Origin of the sequence: Flavobacterium micromati (genome assembly GCF_900129585.1) — a bacterium.
GTDB classification, from domain to species: domain Bacteria; phylum Bacteroidota; class Bacteroidia; order Flavobacteriales; family Flavobacteriaceae; genus Flavobacterium; species Flavobacterium micromati.
In genome coordinates, this window is sequence record NZ_FQWF01000006.1 from 201,836 (window position 1) to 214,813 (window position 12,978).

Genomic DNA, 12,978 nt, shown 5'->3' on the forward strand with positions numbered 1-12,978 from the left:
AATTCATAATACTAACTCTTTTTTAATTTAAATATATTTTATAAATGTCAGATGTAGCAGCAATACAAAATTTAGTTCAAAAAAGGAATGAGCTAAAAAAGGAAATAGCAAAAATTATTGTGGGTCAAGATGCAGTGGTAGATCAAATTCTATTATGTATTTTTTCTGGTGGGCATGCTTTATTAGTGGGAGTTCCTGGCTTAGCTAAAACATTACTTGTAAATACATTGTCCCAAGCGCTCGGACTAGACTTTAAGAGAATTCAATTTACACCAGATTTAATGCCCTCTGATATTTTGGGTAGTGAAATACTGGACGAAAGTCGGCACTTTAAATTTATAAAAGGACCTATTTTTTCGAATATCGTACTTGCCGACGAAATTAATAGAACACCCCCAAAAACTCAGGCCGCTCTACTAGAAGCTATGCAAGAACGTTCCGTTACTATCGCGGGCGAAAATTACAAGTTGGCTTTGCCTTATTTTGTTTTAGCAACTCAAAATCCAATTGAACAGGAAGGAACCTATCCTTTGCCAGAAGCACAATTGGACCGATTTATGTTTGCTATCAAACTTGAATATCCTTCTTTTGCGGAAGAAGTTCAAGTGGTAAAACAAACTACTTCCGACGTTACTACTACTATCAATCCGTTATTTTCGGCTAAAGAAATTATTGATTTTCAACATTTGATCCGTCGCATCCCTGTCGCAGATAATGTGATTGAATATGCCGTGACATTAGTGAGTAAAACCAGACCTGATAATCCACTTTCTAATGAATTTGTAAAAAATTATTTAGATTGGGGAGCAGGACCGCGAGCCTCTCAAAATTTAATTTTGGCAGCCAAAGCTAATGCTGCATTTAACGGAAAATTCTCACCTGATATAGAAGATGTAAAAGCAGTGGCAACGGGTATTTTGCGCCATCGTATTATCAAAAACTATAAAGCAGATGCCGAAGGAATTACAGAAGAAATTATTATTGCTAAATTAATTTGATTTCACAGGCAAATAGCAAATAGAAATCGATATAGTTTGCGTTTTTTCGTATTGTTTTTAAGCTTATAAATTATCGTATTTTGTTAAATTTTAGATTAAAAATTATTAATTATACAGTATATTAAATTTTTTTTAGTCTTTTCTCGTTTTTGTTCAGTGAAATTGGTTTTATTGCAATAATAATTTTGCAAAAGTGGAGTTCTATTAAATTCTTTTTAATTCTCGTCTTTAATACTTAAATTTGCAGGACAAATAACAAACAATCCTTTACATTATGGCTTTTGATATTGAAATGATTAAAAAAGTGTATGACAACATGACGAGTCGTGTTGACAAAGCACGCGAAATTGTTGGTCGTCCGCTTACTTTAACTGAGAAAATTTTATACAATCACTTATGGGATGGAATGCCATCTCACGCTTTTACAAGAGGTGTTGATTACGTTGATTTTGCTCCAGATAGAGTGGCTTGTCAGGATGCAACTGCTCAAATGGCATTGTTGCAATTCATGCATGCTGGTAAAACTAAAGTTGCAGTTCCTACAACAGTGCATTGTGATCACTTAATCCAAGCTAAGGTTGATGCAGTAACGGATTTGGCTAGAGCCAAAACTCAAAGTAATGAAGTTTTTGAATTTCTTTCTTCAGTTTCTAATAAATATGGTATTGGCTTTTGGAAGCCAGGAGCTGGGATTATACACCAAGTGGTTCTTGAAAATTATGCATTTCCAGGTGGGATGATGATTGGAACCGATTCTCATACAGTAAATGCTGGTGGTTTAGGAATGGTAGCTATTGGAGTAGGTGGAGCCGATGCAGTTGATGTAATGTCCGGAATGGCATGGGAATTGAAATTTCCAAAATTAATAGGAGTTAAATTGACTGGAAAATTATCTGGTTGGACAGCTCCAAAAGATGTTATTTTGAAAGTAGCTGGAATCTTAACGGTAAAAGGTGGGACAGGTGCAATAGTAGAATATTTTGGTGAAGGTGCCATTAGTATGTCTTGTACAGGAAAAGGAACTATTTGTAATATGGGTGCTGAGATTGGCGCCACTACATCTACATTTGGTTACGATGCTTCGATGGGACGTTATTTACGTTCAACGGATAGAGCAGATATTGCTGATGCAGCAGACAAAATTGCGCCGTACTTAACAGGTGATCCAGAAGTTTATGCAAATCCAGAAGCCTATTTTGATCAAGTAATTGAAATCAATTTAGATGAATTAGAACCGCACTTAAACGGACCGTTTACGCCAGATTTAGCTACGCCAATTTCTAAAATGAAAGAGGAAGCTATCAAAAACAATTGGCCATTAAAAATCGAGGTTGGTTTAATAGGATCTTGTACCAATTCTTCTTATGAAGATATCGCTCGTGCATCCTCTATAGCTAAACAAGTTACGGATAAGAACTTAAAAATAAAATCAGAATTCACGATAACTCCAGGCTCTGAATTAGTGCGTTACACAATAGAACGCGATGGATTTATTGATATTTTCGATAAAATGGGAGCAACTGTTTTTGCAAATGCTTGCGGGCCTTGTATTGGAATGTGGGATAGAGAAGGTGCCGAAAAGGAAGAACGCAACACCATTGTTCACTCTTTCAATCGTAATTTTTCTAAACGTGCCGATGGAAATCCTAATACGTTAGCTTTTGTAGGATCTCCAGAATTGATTACTGCTTTAGCCATTGCTGGCGATTTAGGTTTTAATCCTTTGACAGATACTTTAATTAATGAAAATGGCGAGGAAGTTCGATTAGAAGCACCATCAGGAAATGAATTACCTCCAAGAGGCTTTGATGCAAAAGATCCAGGTTTTCAAGCTCCAGCGGCCGATGGATCTGCTATTATCGTTTCAGTAAATGAAGATTCAGAGAGATTGCAATTATTGGCTCCATTTTTACCTTGGGATGGCAAAAATATTACGGGTGCGAAATTGTTGATTAAGGCTTTTGGAAAATGTACAACAGATCATATTTCGATGGCAGGACCGTGGTTGCGTTTCCGTGGACATTTAGATAATATCTCTAATAATATGTTGATTGGTGCTATTAATGCATTTAATCAAAAACCAAATAAAGTTAAGAACCAATTAACAGGTGAATATGACGCAGTTCCTGCTGTAGCAAGAGCATACAAAGCTGCAGGGATTCCATCTATTGTTGTGGGAGATCATAATTATGGCGAAGGTTCTTCTCGTGAACATGCAGCTATGGAGCCACGTTTTCTTGGTGTAAGAGCTGTTTTAGTAAAATCGTTTGCACGTATTCACGAGACAAATCTTAAAAAACAAGGGATGTTGGGTCTTATTTTTGCTAACGAAGCTGATTACGATAAAATCCAAGAAGATGATACAATCAATTTCTTAGATTTAATAGAATTTGCACCAGCAAAACCTCTAACATTAGAGTTTGTACATGCTGACGGAAGTGCAGATATAATTATGGCAAACCATACCTATAATGAAGGTCAAATAGGATGGTTCGTTGCCGGCTCAGCATTAAATTTAATTGCTGCCGAGGCATAATTAAATGTAACAGCGCTTTAATATGCCTGTCTTTAACAGAAGTGTTTAGTAATTAATTACAATCTATTTTGTAATTAGTTGCTAAACATTTTTTTTATCAGCTTTATCATAACTGTAAACTACTTTTCGTGTGATAATACATTAAAATATTATTGCAATTTTCCAATGAAAATCATCAAAAATTTATGGTGATGAATTTTTAATGTACCGCTGTCGCTGCACGTGTGATCAATTTATCATTATAAACATAAAATATTCGCTTAATGAAACGACTGATTTTTAAATAAATGATTTAAGAACTTCTTAATGTTTTCTAAAAATCACGATACCATAAATAATACAAAATCAGCTAATTATATAATTTTTATTAAAAATTATGAAACAATTTTGCTGATTTTTTGAATATTTTATCTATTTTAGCTTTTCGTGGAATTTAGGATTCATTTAGAGTTATATATTTTTTTGTTGGATCCAGTAATGAAGCTACACTTTAATCGTCACAAATTGCGATTGATATCATCTAAATTAATAATTAGATCCATAGGCAGCATTCATACTAAGCTGGGATAGAAAAACTAAAATATATGACTAAAGGGCTGAAAATTTTAATCGTTTTGGTATTATCTACTACCTATACTGTTTTTTCGCAACAAAAATTTATAAAACACAGCATCAAGAAAGGAGAAACTTTATCGAGTATTGCAAGTAAGTTCGATGTTAAACTAAGCGAAATCTCAAAATTAAACCCCAGTGCCAATAAAACATTAAAGATTAATTCTATATTGCTGATTCCAATAGCTTTAAAGCAAAGCACCTTTGTAGAAAACGAAGTGAAAGTTGAAAATTCAAACCAGTTTCATGAAGTAAAACCGAAAGAAACATTGTACGGAATTGCAAAACAATATGATATCTCGCTTAACGATTTGATGTTAGGAAATCCATCTCTATCTTCAGAGTTAAAAATAGGACAAAAAATAAATTTACCTGAGAATACCAAATCAATTCAAAATTCATCTCTCATTGCTGAAAAGTCAGAAGTACAAGAATTAAAAGAAAATACTGCCGAAGATCAAAAGGCTGGATTTTTTATTAGAGAAGTTTTACCTAAAGAAACTAAGTACTCGCTTACCAAACAATACGGAATCACAATCAAAGAATTTGATGCAATTAATCCTAACCTTGGAACAAAATTGATACGCGTAGGTCAGTTGGTTAATATTCCAATTCATGGAGTAAAAGTTGATGAAAATTCTTTTAACGATAAAATTATTTATACACCTGATAGTAAACTAAATTCCATAGCTGCTAATCAGATAGAAAATAATGACTCTCTGATAATTTCGGAAGCTAAGCCAAAAATTAAAATTAATAATACGCAGACAATTACTTATGAAATTTTGCCAAAAGAGACTAAGTACGCTATCGCTAAGCGTTACGGAATAACAGTAAAAGAATTAGAAAATCAGAATCCTGAAATTAAAAATAAGCTTACTATAGGGAAGAAGATAAGCATTACATACCAAGCACTTGCTGGCGAGGAAACTGCTCTTGCAAATACTGAAACAAATGAAAATTTACCGGTTTTAACCAGCACAATTGACTTTAATAAAAATATGAAAACTGTCTTCAACATTGAAGTTCTGGATCAACTAATAGATAATGCTTCGCAAAACCTTGGCACTCGATATCGCACAGGCGGAACTTCAAAATCTGGTTTTGACTGCTCTGGATTAATTTATAAGACATTTGGCGAATTTGATATAAAACTACCAAGAACTTCCCATCAACAGTCAACAGTTGGTACAGTTGTAAATACAGAAGAAGCACAAAAAGGAGATTTGATCTTCTTTAAAACTAACGGACGCCGACAGATTAATCATGTGGGTATGGTAGTAGAGGTAAATGATGACGAAATAAAATTCATTCATTCATCAACTAGTAATGGTGTAATTATTTCATCAACTAAAGAAAGGTACTACGGTAAAAATTTTAGTCAAATAAATAGAGTAGTTCAATAGTTACCTCTTTATTTATATAACTTAAAACGCTCCTAGATGGAGCGTTTTGTACTTTTATACTAAATCTTTATGTCTCCCTCGGTTCCGGAAACTAAGTTTGTTCCTGTTACAAATGAAGCGGCCATTTTTAATAGATTGATCATTCTGTTTCCATCGGTGTCCCAAAAATAAGCACTAGAAGGAGTTACTTTAATCAAAGAAATATTTGGATCGTCTTTGCCTTTTTCAAACCAAATTGCAGCTGCTGGCGTCCATAGTTCTTCAATTTTATTTGGATCGGTGGTAATTATCGCGTCTCCATTTACAACCATATAGCTTCCTTTCGCAGGATGCGCAAAAAACAATTGTACTGTAGGATTTTGCTCTATTTCTTTATTTTTTTCGCTGTTTTTAGCGTTAAAAAACCAAATATTTCCCTGATCACATACATGAGTAACACTCATAGGTCTTGTTGTAGCGCCATCATGTGTTTTAAGATTGGTGCAAAACAGACATATATTTATAGCTTCAATTAAACTTTTAAATTTATCAATTCCTTCAACAGAGTATTCAATGTTCTTATCGCTCATAATTTTTAATTTTTAGGTGAGTATATTGCTAATAATTGCTATTTTACAAAGTTCATTATTTCCTTACTCAAACCTATTATAAAATTTAGTTTAAAAGTTTCAAATTTTACATATTGCAGAGGCAAATGTAATTATAAGTATTTTTCTCGTGACCAAATATTGAGTTTTAGATATCCTACTGAATGATAAAATTAAATTTGTGTTAATATTTAACATTTAATTTGATTATATGTTAGTTTTGAATAATAATATAAAACTTACACTTATGAATAAATTAAATTTTGTTATTGGATTTTGTCTTTTATCAGTTTGTGTAATAGCTCAAACTAAATCATCAATTGTTTTTCAAGCTGAAATTGCTAACCGGAACTCGGACGCTGTTACCATTTTAGATCCAAAAAATGGAAATGAGATAGTGAAAATTATCGTTGACAAGGCTGGAATATTTAAAAATTCCTTTGCTGTTACTGAAGGTTTGTACATGTTTTTTGATGGCAAAGAGTATACGCAAATGTTTCTTAAAAATGGATATGACCTAAGAATGAAAATGGATGCGAAGCAATTTGATGAGTCAATTGTTTACACAGGGACAGGTGCTGAAGAAAATAATTTTTTAGCCCAAAGTGCATTGCAGGATAAAAGCTATGATTATGATGCGTTGTTAGGCATGAATGAAGAAGATTTTTCAAAAAATCTCCTTACTAAAAAAGCAGCTAATCTCGTGACTTTAGACAAAAAGAAATTGGATGAAAATTTTGTATTATTACAAAAGAAAAATATTGAAAATTCTGTCGTAGGTTTAAATCAATACTATTTGGAATTACTTAAGACCAAAAAATTAAATGGTTCGCTATCTCCGTCATTTGAATATGATAATTATAAGGGTGGTAAAACTAAATTAGAAGATTTTAGAGGGAAATATGTTTACATTGATGTCTGGGCAACATGGTGTGCGCCATGTCGTGCAGAAATTCCTTTTTTAAAGAAATTAGAAGAAAAGTATCATCAGAAAAATATTGTTTTTGTAAGTCTGTCCATCGATCAAGTAAAAGACATTGAAAAGTGGAAAACATTGATTAAAGATAAAGAATTAGGTGGCGTACAGGTTCTTGCTGATAATGACTGGAATTCACAATTTGTAAAAGATTATAATATTTCAGGAATCCCTCGTTTTATTCTAGTAGATCCGAACGGGAAAATAGTAAAAGCAGACGCTCCACGACCATCAAGTCCAACAATTGAAGCAGAATTTGATGCGATATTAAAATAAGTAATTCGAAAAAATTAGCGTAGGCAATTGCTATTTCATACTCTGTATTGATATAACAAGCCACCTCGATTTATATCTTGGCGGCTTTTTATTTGAATGAAAAATTATTTTATGCCGTTTGAATGATCAGTTTTTTTTAGGCTTCAAATATACTATCTGCTCTTAAATTGTTTGTAGAACATTTTTTATTGTCGCAATCCAACTTTCTGTATCTCCGTTATTGGTATTGATTGCTATGCTGCGATTACCGTACGGTAAATACGTATTGCTGTTTTCGCGTGAAAAAAGACCAACGGTTGGAGTCAGAGCTGAACTCGCTAAATGCATAATCCCACTGTCAGCACCGATGAAAATTTCACTGTTGGCGATTACAGCGGCAATTTCACGTATGTCTTTGCTGTAAAATGTTGGTGCTTTAAAGTTTATTTGGGATACATTTTCTACCGGTAAAACCTCTATTATGTTGTATTCTGTAAACTCAGCGACCAAGTTACTGTAAAATTTTTTCCACCATATTTCTGAATAGCATTTATCTGATGTAGCGTAAGTGAAAATGCAAATATTCTTTTTATCATTATCGACCAGTTGTTGTACTATTTCTTTGCCATTTATTACTTCTGAATTTGACAATTTTAAGTCTAATAGCGGAACTGGGCGCTCGATTTTAGCAAACCCTAAATTGCTGAGAAAGTTTCTAAACTCGTAAACAGGATTTTTTGCTATATGATCATAATCCGGATAGGTTTTTTGCAAATCGAGGTTAACTTCACCGTAAAATTTATACTTCGCATCTGAAAATTGCGCTGATAATCGTCCTGAGGATGAATCTTTTGCAACGTTTATGACAATGTCATACTTTTGGCTTTTCAGTTTTATCCAGACTTTAAAATAGTCAGTAAGATTTTTAAAAGGCTTTTTAGGCAGTTCAATGATTTGGTTTATATTTTTGTAATTTTCAAATACAATTGGCGCTAAGCCACCTTTTACAAATAAGTCAATTTTTGTATTTGGAAAAATAGTAGTAACCTCTTGAACAAGTGGAGTTATCAGTAATAGATTTCCTAATCTATGGTTAGGCCGAGAAATTAATACGCGCTTGATACTGCTTTCGTCAGTTATCGATGAATTATCAGAACGATAGGAGCGACCTATATTTTTGGTCAACCCTTGCGTCAAAATTCTCCTAAACTGATTTACTTTTTCTAGAACACTCATGTATAATTATTTGGTGAGAGAATGAAACTTTAAATTTTCCATCGTGAAAAAAACTAATTTTACCTTTTGCATGAAACAGAACAATTATTATTAATAAGGCAAATTTATAATTTATGAAGTGAATAAAACAATTCTTACCTTATAAATTACGAGATTTTTTAATGCTTTCTATCTTATCCATTCCAATGGATTTCGAAAAAAGAAGTGCGCCATTTTGGAAAACGGCGATACTGCCCATAAATTTATTATTGGTTTCCAAAATTTGAAATAAACTGTCTAATTTGGCAACGTTTATTTTTTGGTCAAAGCTATGACCAGCTAAAATTGCTAAAAACAACGTAAGCGCAATTTTATTTTTCATGAAAATGGGAGTATTAAATTGATTTATATTCCTAAAAAATACTAAATTTAATATCTTTATAAAGTGAAAAGAGTTGGAACTCTTTTTTGTAAAGAAATAATAAAATTGGTAATGTTCCAAATATATGAAACTACTCTATCTTTCAATGTAAAATAGAATTAATGTAAATTAGCGTATCACCGCTTAAATAAATGAACTTAAATCGATAGGAGCTAAATTATTTTATAATCTTTGAACATTCAAAAATAAATACTTTCATGAGTACAACAAAACTAACAATTAATCGCAATGGATCTATCAAAATAGAAGGCGATTTTGAAATAACAGATTGCGAAGGAAACATCTACGGATTAGAAGGTAGAACAACTTTAGGTCTTTGTCGTTGTGGTTTATCAGTTAACAAACCATTTTGTGATGGATCACATCGCAATGGTTTTGATCACGAACCAGCTGCGTTTAACTTACCACCTATGAAAACGAAATAGATTTCGTTTTCATTTGATGAAACGAAAAAGCTAAATCTTGACGGATTTAGCTTTTCTTTTATATTATGATTCTGTAAAAAAAAGTGGCGTGTTAGCCTTTTGATCTCGATGATTTAGGGACTTTTTTAATTTTACAATAATTTCCTATTTTTTTAAAGAAATTTAACTGGTTCCAGCTTACTTACTGTAATTTTTGCTGCGGCTATAATCTTTCTCCGTCCGTTATCGCTTGGGTGATCGTTCGCAACAATGTGCCAAACAAGAATAAGCTATTGCATTTAAATTATTTGATCATTTTGGCTTTAAGTTCTTCTGCTTTTTATCGTCCTGCTTTGTAGTTAGGATCTAATGCAATTGCTTTGTCAAGATATGCAATTGCTTCATTTCTCAATTTCTTTCCTTGATTTTTGTTTGCCCAAGCCCAATATGTAAAACTCATTATTTTCCAATTAGCGTAATTGCTGTTTTTGATTTGTTTGTTAATAATGGATTGTGTGTCAATTTTTGCAAATTTTCTTTTAGAAAAGAAAAACCAAGGTAAATTTTCAGATACGCTTGCTCTTAAAAATTCTGGTAAATAACTTATGTCTCCATATTTCTTAATACTCTCTTTAAAAAGTAAAAAAGCATCTCCAACCAAGCTAAGCTTCATTGTTTCACCTGCAACTAAAGAAAGAGCTGATGCTTGATAAGAAGATATAAAAGGCAGCAATTCTTTAGTCGTCGCAGCGTCAAAGAGTAATTCAGTTAAAATATCATAGCTTCTTTGGGAATATCCTTTGAACACTGTTTTTGATAAAAAACCGAGATTCAAAGACGTTTCATGGTAAATTATACCAAGTCTAACTTTGTTTATTTCGTTAGGCTCTTGCTCAAATTGGTTTTCTACTTCTTTGAGTTTTATCTTCAATTCGGTTGGATCAATAATTTCCATCACATCATCTAAACGATGTTCGAACTTTTTAATCTCCGAAAATTCTAATTGCTGAGCTGTTAAGCTATTTGTAATTGTCATTGCAGTAGGATTAAGGTGAATAATTTGTATTTCATTTTTTAAATGTTTTGAGATACAAAGGTGCAATGACAGGAAAGCTAAAAACGATGACTTAAGTTAAGACTTTTCTTTTTGTAAAATTCTTTTTCTGATTCGGCTCAAACTTTCTGGACTTATACCCAAAAAATTAGCAATATATTTTTGAGGAACTTTTTGAAATATATCGGTTTGTTTTGCAAGCAAATTTCGAACTCGTTCTTCTGGTTTTTCTGAAGACAGAGACATTGCAATGTCAGTAGCTCTTTGTGCAACTTGTTCAGCCATAAGACGTCCAAAAGTTTCATATTTACTGCATTCTTTGTATAAAATGTGCAAGTTATCTTTTCTTATAATAATTACGTTAGTGTCCTCAATGGCTTGCAAATTTATAATGCAATTTATATTTTGAGTGAAGCTTTGGAAGTCAGTTACCCACGAGTTTTCAAATGAAATGTCGCAAGTTTTTTCTACTCCATCTTTAATATGAAAATGTCTAATTGTGCCGTCAACAATAAATCCAACAAAATCACAAACTTTTCCACCTTGTAATAAAAACTCTTTTTTCTTTCAAAATCGTAGTTCGTAATAGTTGTCAATAATATTAAGTTCCTCGTTTGTTAGTGGAACTTTTGTTTTGCAATATGTTTTCAGTTTGACAATCATTATCAGGAATTTAAAAAATACGTAGAACATAAGACAGTCTAAAAACCTATTAAGCTTTCTAAATGTATCAACTGTTTGGTAAATATAATTGATTTTAAGTGGATCGAAAAATCATTTTATAAATTGTTTGTAACTGTCTTCATAAATTTTGAAACGTAAAAAAAGGTCGAAATGAGACATGGTGCAGGGAGCAATGAGGCCGCTACTTACAGGTATTATTTTAGTAGAAGTTGCTCTATTAAATAAAGAATCAATAATCTTTATCTAACTAATTAATTAAGAGGTCTCTAGTCAAAAGTTATGAGGAACAATAAAAAAGCAAATCTTATTGTGCTGCAAAAAAGGGAATTTTTTTCATTTGATCCCAAACATGTGAAACAATTATATTTTTGCAATAACGCGCGAAGTGTTTACGATATGCAACTGGTTCCATTTGAGAGCCAAAATAATTTTCCCGCGACTTTATTACTTTGTCCTTTACCTTTAATTCGGTGCGTTGTCAGGCTCACCGTAAACTTAGATTCTTGTGCAAGTCGCTTTATCTACTCATATATTCTCCAGCCGTCATTACAGGGATTTTAGAATTCGCATAATCTTTTTTGTTTCGAGTGATTATAACATCTGCTGCATTATCCATTGCTACAAAATATTGCAATCCATCTTCAAAATCTTTAAAATCTGATGCCAAAGCTAATTCGATAGCTTTATCTGTCAAAGAAAGAATAGTTACTAATACTTTAAATTTTGATAAATACTTTTTTGCATCGACTTCTTTATGATGTCTGACGATAGAATAATATGCGTTGGCAAAAGTTAATGAGGAAATGAAAAGTTGTACCTGCTGTTTGTCACTTAGAGTGAATAAATTTTGAGCTTCTTTATAAAAAGGTTCACGTTTAGCTAAAAGGTCGATAATTACATTAGTATCTACAAAAATATTTTCCATTATGAATATTTTTGGTCAATGTAATTTCTGTAATCATTCTTTTCGTCATAATCATTAGGAATAATTCCAGTCAAACTTTCAACCAAAGGACTAACTGATGACTTTTTCTTAGAGGATATAGTTAACAAATTAAGATAGTTTTCTATAAGTTTAGATAAGCTTATACTTTGACTTTTGGCATAAGTTTTAGCTTCGTTTATTATTTCTTTATCAAGATTTAATGTAAGTTTTGTGTTCATAATTAAATTTTTTTAAGTTTACACGTGTAAAGATAATAAATAGTTACGTGATATTTTTATCAAGTGAAATTTTTATTGTGATTACCACAAAAGGCAGTCCATTTAAAAATCTTAAAAATTTTTGAAGCGCATTAACGTATCGGTAGACTTATTTGATTTGCCGAAAAGTAAAATATGAAAGAAATCACAATAAAAACCATTTTCATTTTACTTCAAAAAAAAGAGGCGTTCTTGCCTCTTGATATCGATTTACCGTTTTTTTTTTACATTAAATCCATGTTGTTAAAGGACTCCCAAGCAGTTCCAGCTTTTACGCTTCGGGGAATTTACTTTCGTAATCAATACTTCGGCCTTTTGTTATTGAAAACATGTTGATTTACCACAGCGAACATAACGAGCATCTTTGCTTTTAGTGTCTGGCTTACTATCCAAATCAAGACTCTATAAGTTACGGGACTACTATTCAAGCTACCATTGCTTATTTGCATACCCGCCAGTAATTTCCTTTTGAAAGAATGAGCGAATTTTTTGCCGGTTTTTGTAATTTGCTTTTAAGTACATGACAAAAAACTGAACATATTGTTTTCTAATGAATTAAATCCCGTTAAAAGGAATTTGGATAAATAATCTAATCCATATTTGAAT

General features: G+C 32.1%; 12 protein-coding genes. 5 read left to right on the forward strand and 7 right to left on the reverse strand.

Annotated features, from left to right (window positions below):
* The first annotated feature begins 44 nt into the window (after positions 1 to 44).
* From BUB42_RS08440 to BUB42_RS08450, 3 genes are all read left to right on the forward strand, one after another.
* Positions 45 to 998 carry an AAA family ATPase gene (locus tag BUB42_RS08440; protein WP_073019113.1) on the forward strand — a complete coding sequence of 318 codons (954 nt, stop codon included), beginning with the start codon at positions 45 to 47 and terminating at the stop codon, positions 996 to 998.
* A 274-nt stretch (positions 999 to 1,272) separates the two neighbouring features.
* Positions 1,273 to 3,534 carry an aconitate hydratase gene (locus tag BUB42_RS08445; RefSeq protein WP_073019115.1) on the forward strand — a complete coding sequence of 754 codons (2,262 nt, stop codon included), beginning with the start codon at positions 1,273 to 1,275 and terminating at the stop codon, positions 3,532 to 3,534.
* Positions 3,535 to 4,118: 584 nt separating this feature from the next.
* Positions 4,119 to 5,552, forward strand: coding sequence for a C40 family peptidase (locus BUB42_RS08450; RefSeq protein ID WP_073019117.1), 1,434 nt, complete (start codon positions 4,119 to 4,121; stop codon positions 5,550 to 5,552).
* Between the two features lie 59 nt (positions 5,553 to 5,611).
* Here BUB42_RS08450 and BUB42_RS08455 read toward each other — a convergent pair whose 3' ends face one another.
* Positions 5,612 to 6,121 (reverse strand): pyridoxamine 5'-phosphate oxidase family protein, encoded by a 510-nt coding sequence (locus BUB42_RS08455; protein ID WP_073019119.1) that lies wholly within the window; start codon positions 6,119 to 6,121, stop codon positions 5,612 to 5,614.
* Between the two features lie 265 nt (positions 6,122 to 6,386).
* Between BUB42_RS08455 and BUB42_RS08460 the strand changes: the two genes are divergently transcribed.
* Positions 6,387 to 7,391, forward strand: a complete 1,005-nt coding sequence (locus tag BUB42_RS08460; RefSeq protein WP_073019146.1) for a TlpA family protein disulfide reductase — start codon at positions 6,387 to 6,389, stop codon at positions 7,389 to 7,391.
* 162 nt (positions 7,392 to 7,553) lie between these two features.
* On the opposite strand, the gene BUB42_RS08465 is transcribed toward BUB42_RS08460, so the two are convergent.
* Positions 7,554 to 8,606 (reverse strand): glycosyltransferase family 9 protein, encoded by a 1,053-nt coding sequence (locus BUB42_RS08465; RefSeq protein ID WP_073019121.1) that lies wholly within the window; start codon positions 8,604 to 8,606, stop codon positions 7,554 to 7,556.
* Between the two features lie 139 nt (positions 8,607 to 8,745).
* Entirely contained in the window at positions 8,746 to 8,967 is a 222-nt protein-coding gene (locus BUB42_RS08470; RefSeq protein ID WP_073019122.1) for a hypothetical protein, read from the reverse strand.
* A 257-nt stretch (positions 8,968 to 9,224) separates the two neighbouring features.
* Between BUB42_RS08470 and BUB42_RS08475 the strand changes: the two genes are divergently transcribed.
* Positions 9,225 to 9,452: a CDGSH iron-sulfur domain-containing protein gene (locus BUB42_RS08475; RefSeq protein WP_073019124.1), complete on the forward strand. Its 228-nt coding sequence runs from the start codon at positions 9,225 to 9,227 to the stop codon at positions 9,450 to 9,452.
* 319 nt (positions 9,453 to 9,771) lie between these two features.
* Here the strand turns inward: BUB42_RS08475 and BUB42_RS08480 are convergent, their stop codons facing one another.
* From BUB42_RS08480 to BUB42_RS08495, 4 genes are all read right to left on the reverse strand, one after another.
* Positions 9,772 to 10,467, reverse strand: a complete 696-nt coding sequence (locus tag BUB42_RS08480; RefSeq protein ID WP_073019126.1) for a hypothetical protein — start codon at positions 10,465 to 10,467, stop codon at positions 9,772 to 9,774.
* A gap of 96 nt (positions 10,468 to 10,563) precedes the next feature.
* Positions 10,564 to 10,869, reverse strand: coding sequence for a Crp/Fnr family transcriptional regulator (locus tag BUB42_RS16730; protein WP_244533907.1), 306 nt, complete (start codon positions 10,867 to 10,869; stop codon positions 10,564 to 10,566).
* An 817-nt stretch (positions 10,870 to 11,686) separates the two neighbouring features.
* Positions 11,687 to 12,094 carry a type II toxin-antitoxin system VapC family toxin gene (locus BUB42_RS08490; RefSeq protein WP_073019128.1) on the reverse strand — a complete coding sequence of 136 codons (408 nt, stop codon included), beginning with the start codon at positions 12,092 to 12,094 and terminating at the stop codon, positions 11,687 to 11,689.
* On the reverse strand, positions 12,094 to 12,333 hold the full coding sequence (locus tag BUB42_RS08495) for a DUF6364 family protein (RefSeq protein ID WP_073019130.1): 240 nt from the start codon (positions 12,331 to 12,333) through the stop codon (positions 12,094 to 12,096). Before BUB42_RS08495 ends, BUB42_RS08490 begins: the two co-directional genes overlap by 1 nt.
* Positions 12,334 to 12,978: the final 645 nt, after the last annotated feature.

Bases quoted from the DNA above. Each gene is read 5' to 3' on its own strand.
- BUB42_RS08440 (WP_073019113.1), top strand. From the start codon at position 45: ATGTCAGATGTAGCAGCAATACAAAATTTAGTTCAAAAAAGGAATGAG.
- BUB42_RS08445 (WP_073019115.1), top strand. From the start codon at position 1,273: ATGGCTTTTGATATTGAAATGATTAAAAAAGTGTATGACAACATGACG.
- BUB42_RS08450 (WP_073019117.1), top strand. From the start codon at position 4,119: ATGACTAAAGGGCTGAAAATTTTAATCGTTTTGGTATTATCTACTACC.
- BUB42_RS08455 (WP_073019119.1), bottom strand. From the start codon at position 6,121: ATGAGCGATAAGAACATTGAATACTCTGTTGAAGGAATTGATAAATTT.
- BUB42_RS08460 (WP_073019146.1), top strand. From the start codon at position 6,387: ATGAATAAATTAAATTTTGTTATTGGATTTTGTCTTTTATCAGTTTGT.
- BUB42_RS08465 (WP_073019121.1), bottom strand. From the start codon at position 8,606: ATGAGTGTTCTAGAAAAAGTAAATCAGTTTAGGAGAATTTTGACGCAA.
- BUB42_RS08470 (WP_073019122.1), bottom strand. From the start codon at position 8,967: ATGAAAAATAAAATTGCGCTTACGTTGTTTTTAGCAATTTTAGCTGGT.
- BUB42_RS08475 (WP_073019124.1), top strand. From the start codon at position 9,225: ATGAGTACAACAAAACTAACAATTAATCGCAATGGATCTATCAAAATA.
- BUB42_RS08480 (WP_073019126.1), bottom strand. From the start codon at position 10,467: ATGACAATTACAAATAGCTTAACAGCTCAGCAATTAGAATTTTCGGAG.
- BUB42_RS08490 (WP_073019128.1), bottom strand. From the start codon at position 12,094: ATGGAAAATATTTTTGTAGATACTAATGTAATTATCGACCTTTTAGCT.
- BUB42_RS08495 (WP_073019130.1), bottom strand. From the start codon at position 12,333: ATGAACACAAAACTTACATTAAATCTTGATAAAGAAATAATAAACGAA.